The organism is Streptosporangium sp. NPDC050284 (assembly GCF_044459525.1).
Taxonomy (GTDB): Bacteria; Actinomycetota; Actinomycetes; order Streptosporangiales; family Streptosporangiaceae; genus Streptosporangium.
Genome location: NZ_JBITIZ010000005.1, coordinates 1 through 5,057, shown reverse-complemented (window position 1 = coordinate 5,057; position 5,057 = coordinate 1). Strand labels below are relative to the sequence as shown.

Sequence of the window (5,057 nt, the reverse complement as noted above, 5' to 3'; positions counted from 1 at the left end):
GGCGGGGTGGGTTCACCCCCTTTATGGGGCCCCCGGGTGGGGTCCCCCACCCCCCCCCCCCCCCCGCCCCCCCCACGGGTTGCCCCCCCCGGGGGGGGCCCCCCCGGGGTGCACGACGCGTGCGTAGTAGTGCGGTCCCATACGCCTATGATGCCAGCAGGCACCGACGGTTCCGGGCCGAACACGGTGCCCGATCAGCGGGTCAGGGTGGTCTCTTTCCGCTCGGTGTTCCACCGCGAGACCTCGTCCCGGTCGAGCAGTGCCCGTACCTCGTCGGCCTCCGGCATGTCCCGCCGTACGAAGATCTCAAGCGCCTCGGTCAGGCAGGCCGCTCCCCTGCCCGGCCGGCCGAGCCGGGAGAACGCCTCGCCGAGCGCGACGAGCGCCTTGCCCTGGATCCATTCGTCGCCCGCCTCCGCCATGAGGCCCAGCGAGTCCTCGGCACAGTCGACGGCGCGGTCCGGCCGTCCCAGGGCGAGGTGGGTCTCGGCCATCCGCAGCAGGGTCGCCCCCTCACGGACGCGCTGCCTGAGCCTCCGATACGCCTTGCGCGTCTCCACGAGCCGAGGGAGCGCCTCCTCGGGACGCCCGGCGTCGCACAGCACGACGGCCGACCGGTACATGATGTCGGGGTCCGCCCCGCCGCCCGGCTCGCGGATGGTGCGGTCGGCCAGTTCCATCACCTCCACCGCCTCGTCGATCCTGTCGACCGACGCGAGGGCGAGCGCCATGTCGCCCAGACCGGCCGTCTCACCGCTTCGGTCGCCGAGCCCGCGCCAGGCCTCGACCGCCTCGGCGTACAGCGCGATCGCCTCGGTCGTCGATCCGCGACGGGAAAGGACCGTGGCCAGCAGGTTGAGGCTGTCCGCGTACCGTGCCCGGTCACCCTCGGCGAGGCTGAGGTCCCTCGCGGCGACGCAGTCCTCGAGCGCCGCGTCGAGGAACCATCGGTTCGCCCGGAACCCTCCGCGCACGCACCGGGCGTGCGCCTCGGCGCGGTGTTCCCCGCGGGCCGCCGCCGCCTCGACGAGGGCTCCGGCCGCCCGCTCGTAGCGCTCGGGGGTCACGTCGGTCTCCAGCACGTCGGACGCCATGTCGAGCAGCCGTATCGCGTCGGAGAGGGCGCTTCCCTGCTCCTGGGCGATCTGGTGTACGCAGCTGATCACCCCCTGCTCCTCGTCCTCCGCCCAGGTCACCGCGGCCTCCTCGTCCGCGAAGGACGGTCCCGCACCGGCCGGCCGGCCCGCGTCGGACACCGGGGCACCCGGATAGGTGAGGTGGTGGGCCGCGGTCATGCCCGCCAGGTAGTGGCCGAGCAGCCTGTCCAGCGCGGCTCGCCGCACGTCCTCGTCGTCCGGTCGCGACCGGGCGAAGATCTTGAGAAGGTCGTGGTAGCGATAGCGGCCGGGAGAGGGCGACTCCAGCATGCTCACGTCCACCAGCGCCTCGCACACCTCCTCCGCGTCCTGCTCGTCCAGACCGAGTACGGCCGCCGCCGAGCCCAGTGAGAAGTCGGACGCGTCGGGAACGGCCAGCAACCGGAACGCCGACGCGTGCGCGGTGTCGAGCTGGTCGTAGCCGAGGGCGAACGTCGCCTCGACGGCCAGGTCGTCCACGCGCAGCTCCGCGAGGCGTCGGCGCTCGTCGGCCATCCGGTCGCGCATCCTGGCCACACTCCAGGCGGGTCGCGCCGCGAGCCGTGCGGCCACGATCCTGATCGCGAGGGGCAGGTGTCCGCACGCCCCGATCAGGTCCGCCGCGGCCTCGCGCTCGGCGGCCACCCGTGCCTCCCCCACGATCGTGGCCAGTAGCACCGTCGCCTCGTCGTGGGACATCACGCTCAGGTCGACCTGGCGTACGCCGGACAGCCCGATCATCTTCGCGCGGCTCGTCACCATCACCGCGCACCCGGCGGCGCCCGGGAGCAGCGGCCGTACCTGCGCGGCGTTCGCGGCGTTGTCCAGCACGACGAGTATCCGCCGGTCCGCCAGGGTGGAGCGGTACATGGCCGCCCGCTCGCCCGGCTCCTCGGAGTCGGGTGGAACCTCCGCCCCGAGGGAGCGCAGGAACCGGGCGAGCACGCTCTCCGGTGCGAGCGGCCGCGTCCCGGAGCCCCCGAGGTTCACGAAGAGCTGGCCGTCGGGATAGTCCGGCGCGAGCCGGTGCGCCACGTGGACGGCGAGGGTGGTCTTGCCCATGCCTCCGGCGCCCGACACGGCCGAGATCGCGAGTGCCGAGATGTGCCCCGACCTCAGGGCGGCCACCATCTCGTCGATCTCGGACTCCCTGCCGGTGAAGTCGGCGGTGTCGGCGGGGAGCTGCCGGGGCACCTGCCTGAGGACCGGGCTCGCCGTCCTCGCCTGGCCGAGGGTGGGGTCCGCGGTGATGATCCGCTGGTAGAGCTCCGCCAGCTCGGGCGAGGGATCGATACCGAGCCCCTCGGCGAGCAGCTTTCCGGTGTCGGTGAACACGCCTATCGCCTCGGCCTGCCTTCCCGCGCGGTACAGCGCCAGCATCAGCAGCCCGCAGAGACGCTCCCTGGTCGGATGTTCCCCGCAGAGCACGGTCAGCTCGGCGACGACCTCGGCGTGTCTGCCCTCCTCGACCTCCTGGGCGAGCCTGCGCTCCAGCACGGCGAGCCGCCGCTCCCCGAGCCGCGCCCGCTGCCCCTCGGCGTAGCCTCCCTCCAGCCCCGCGAGCGGCTCTCCTCGCCAGAGCGCCAGAGCCTCGCCGTATCTCCCCTCGTTGGACAACCTCTCCATCGTGACCAGGTCGCAGGTCCCTCCCGCGAGGGCGTATCCGCTGCCGATCGAGGTGATCGCCTCGGCGCCGAGGGCGGAGCGCAGGCGCGAGACGTACGTGCGCAACGTGCTCATCGCGGCGCGGGGACGCTCCTCGCCCCAGACGGCGTCGAGCAGGTGGTCGTGGCCGACGGCCCTGCCCTCGGCCAGGAGGAGGACGGCGAGGACCAGCCGCTGCTGGGGAGAACCGGTCTCCACCTCCGCGCCGTCGCGCCAGGCGCGCACCGGCCCCAGGATCGAGAACCGCAACCCGGGATCACTCATCCGACAGCGCCGTCTTTCCTTTGTTCTCGAACAGTTCCATGGAACCGACGCCGTTCTCCCGCGCCGGGGCACCGCCCGGTCGGCTCGGGGCCGTTTCGCTCCGCTGTGCCGCACCGTGGCAGCTCGCCCCGATTCATCACGATGAAGCATCGTATGGCAGCACATCGACCTTCGCCGGGGAAAACACCCTCAATCCACTCCTAGATGGACGTGTCCCCTATAGGAGTTACAGCTGTCCAGATCAGGCCATTGGTGTCATCGCTGTCAACCGATCACCTTTACCCCCCGTCCCCCTTAAGCCCTATCTGTCGTACGCAGGAGGCGAATCGAAGCGTCAGAGTGCGTTCTGCGAGCCGAAGCGCAGGAACACCGCCGCGACCCAGAGCCATCCCGGGATGATGAACGCCCGCTGGATGAGTCCGGCCCTCGGTGAGTCACGCTCCCAGGCTTTGCCGAACGCGTAGGAGGCGGACATCAGGGCGGCTGCGGCGATGGCGGAAAGAACCTTCCAGGCCACCTCCGGCAGGACGAACGCCGCCACCGCCGCCGTGACGGGCAGCGAGAAGAACACAACGGCTCCGGCGTAGTCATGCAGTTTGTGGTAGACGGTGACGTCTGCCGGATCACCCTCCGGCGTACCCGGCGGATAGCCCCGCATCGGGTCCATCCTGAAGCCCGATGCCACAAGGCCCAGCCCGAAGATCGCCAACATCCCGCCCAGCAGCGGCTGCCGTCCCGCGGTGGCGATCGAGACTCCGCCGACGGTGATCGCGGCGCCGGAGACGACGAAGTTCGAGATCTGGATCCACCCTCGGGCACCGAGGGCCAGGGCGCTGACCGGGTGACGTATCGGCGAATAACCGGGACGGGTCAGTCCGTCGATCAGGAAGACGAGCACAAAGAACAGGGCACCGCTCGCGCCGATGACGTATGCCACTTGACGTCCTCCGTTGTCTCGCACGCCATCGGTAAGGCCTTACCGCGAACCAGCCGGCCGGCCACGGCTCGACGCCGGCGCTTCGGCGGCCTCGGCCTCTCGAAAACCAAGAAACCCCAGCTCGACGTACGAGCTGGGGTTTCCGTGGGTGCGCCGCCAGGGACTCGAACCCCGGACCCGCTGATTAAGAGTCAGCTGCTCTAACCAACTGAGCTAGCGGCGCTTGACGTTGACAAGCCTACCGGACCCGGCGCCGTGGTCCGTACATGATCGGATATATGCCTATCCGGAAGTCTGGAGATGAGCTGACATATGCCCATCGGAAGCACCAGACGAAGAAACTTCGCCCCGCGCCGGGCGGGGCGAAATCCCGCGATGACCTGGCGCCGAAGGCGAAAACAGGGCGGAGCGAACAGTGTTCCGTACCGGCTGACTTGGGCAAATGCCGTTTAGGGCTTCTCTCTCGGGTACGGGATCCGAAGCCCGAGGTATCACATCAAGGGAGACATTCAGCTATGCAGCCTGAGATCTGGAACTATCGAGCCGACGTGCACACCCAGGAAAAGACGCTCGACGTCGCCGGGTACCACGTCGAAGCCACCGACGGGAAGATCGGCTCCGTCGACGAGGCGACCTACGAGGTCGGCGAGAGCTACCTCGTCGTCGACACGGGCCCCTGGATCTTCGGCAAGAAGGTCCTCCTGCCCGCGAGCACGGTGACGCAGATCGACCCACAGGAGAAGAAGGTCTACGTCGCGCGCACCAAGCAGGAGATCAAGGACGCCCCCGAGTTCGACGAGGCGAACTTCAAGGAGCCCGCGTACCGCGACCGTGTCGGCGAGTACTACGGCCGCTTCCCCTTCGGCGGACCCGGCACCGTCTGAGCGTTCTCCGATCCCGGGACGCCGGGCAAACGACATGAGAGGGGGGGGCCCCCCCGGGGGGGGCCCCCCCCCCCGGGGGGGGGGGGGGCCCCCCCCCCCCGGGGGGGGGGGGGGGTGCGGGGGGGGGGGGGGGGGGGGGGGGGGGGGGGGGGGGGGGGGGGGGGGGGGGGG

The 5,057-nt window shown here is 70.7% G+C and carries 3 protein-coding genes and 1 tRNA gene; 1 reads left to right on the top strand and 3 read right to left on the bottom strand.

The window, feature by feature from the left end:
- Window positions 1-194 precede the first annotated feature (194 nt).
- The 3 genes from ACIBH4_RS13380 to ACIBH4_RS13370 all read right to left on the bottom strand — a co-directional run bounded on the left by ACIBH4_RS13380 (window position 195) and on the right by ACIBH4_RS13370 (window position 4,225).
- Window positions 195-3,065, bottom strand: coding sequence for a BTAD domain-containing putative transcriptional regulator (locus ACIBH4_RS13380; protein ID WP_362508243.1), 2,871 nt, complete (start codon window positions 3,063-3,065; stop codon window positions 195-197).
- A 334-nt stretch (window positions 3,066-3,399) separates the two neighbouring features.
- Window positions 3,400-4,002 carry a DUF998 domain-containing protein gene (locus ACIBH4_RS13375; RefSeq protein WP_362508241.1) on the bottom strand — a complete coding sequence of 201 codons (603 nt, stop codon included), beginning with the start codon at window positions 4,000-4,002 and terminating at the stop codon, window positions 3,400-3,402.
- Window positions 4,003-4,151: 149 nt separating this feature from the next.
- Window positions 4,152-4,225 (bottom strand) — tRNA-Lys (locus tag ACIBH4_RS13370).
- A gap of 292 nt (window positions 4,226-4,517) precedes the next feature.
- Here ACIBH4_RS13370 and ACIBH4_RS13365 point away from each other — a divergent pair.
- A complete protein-coding gene (locus tag ACIBH4_RS13365) occupies window positions 4,518-4,886 on the top strand; it encodes a PRC-barrel domain containing protein (RefSeq protein WP_362508238.1) in 369 nt (122 codons plus the stop codon).
- The last annotated feature ends 171 nt before the right edge of the window (window positions 4,887-5,057 follow it).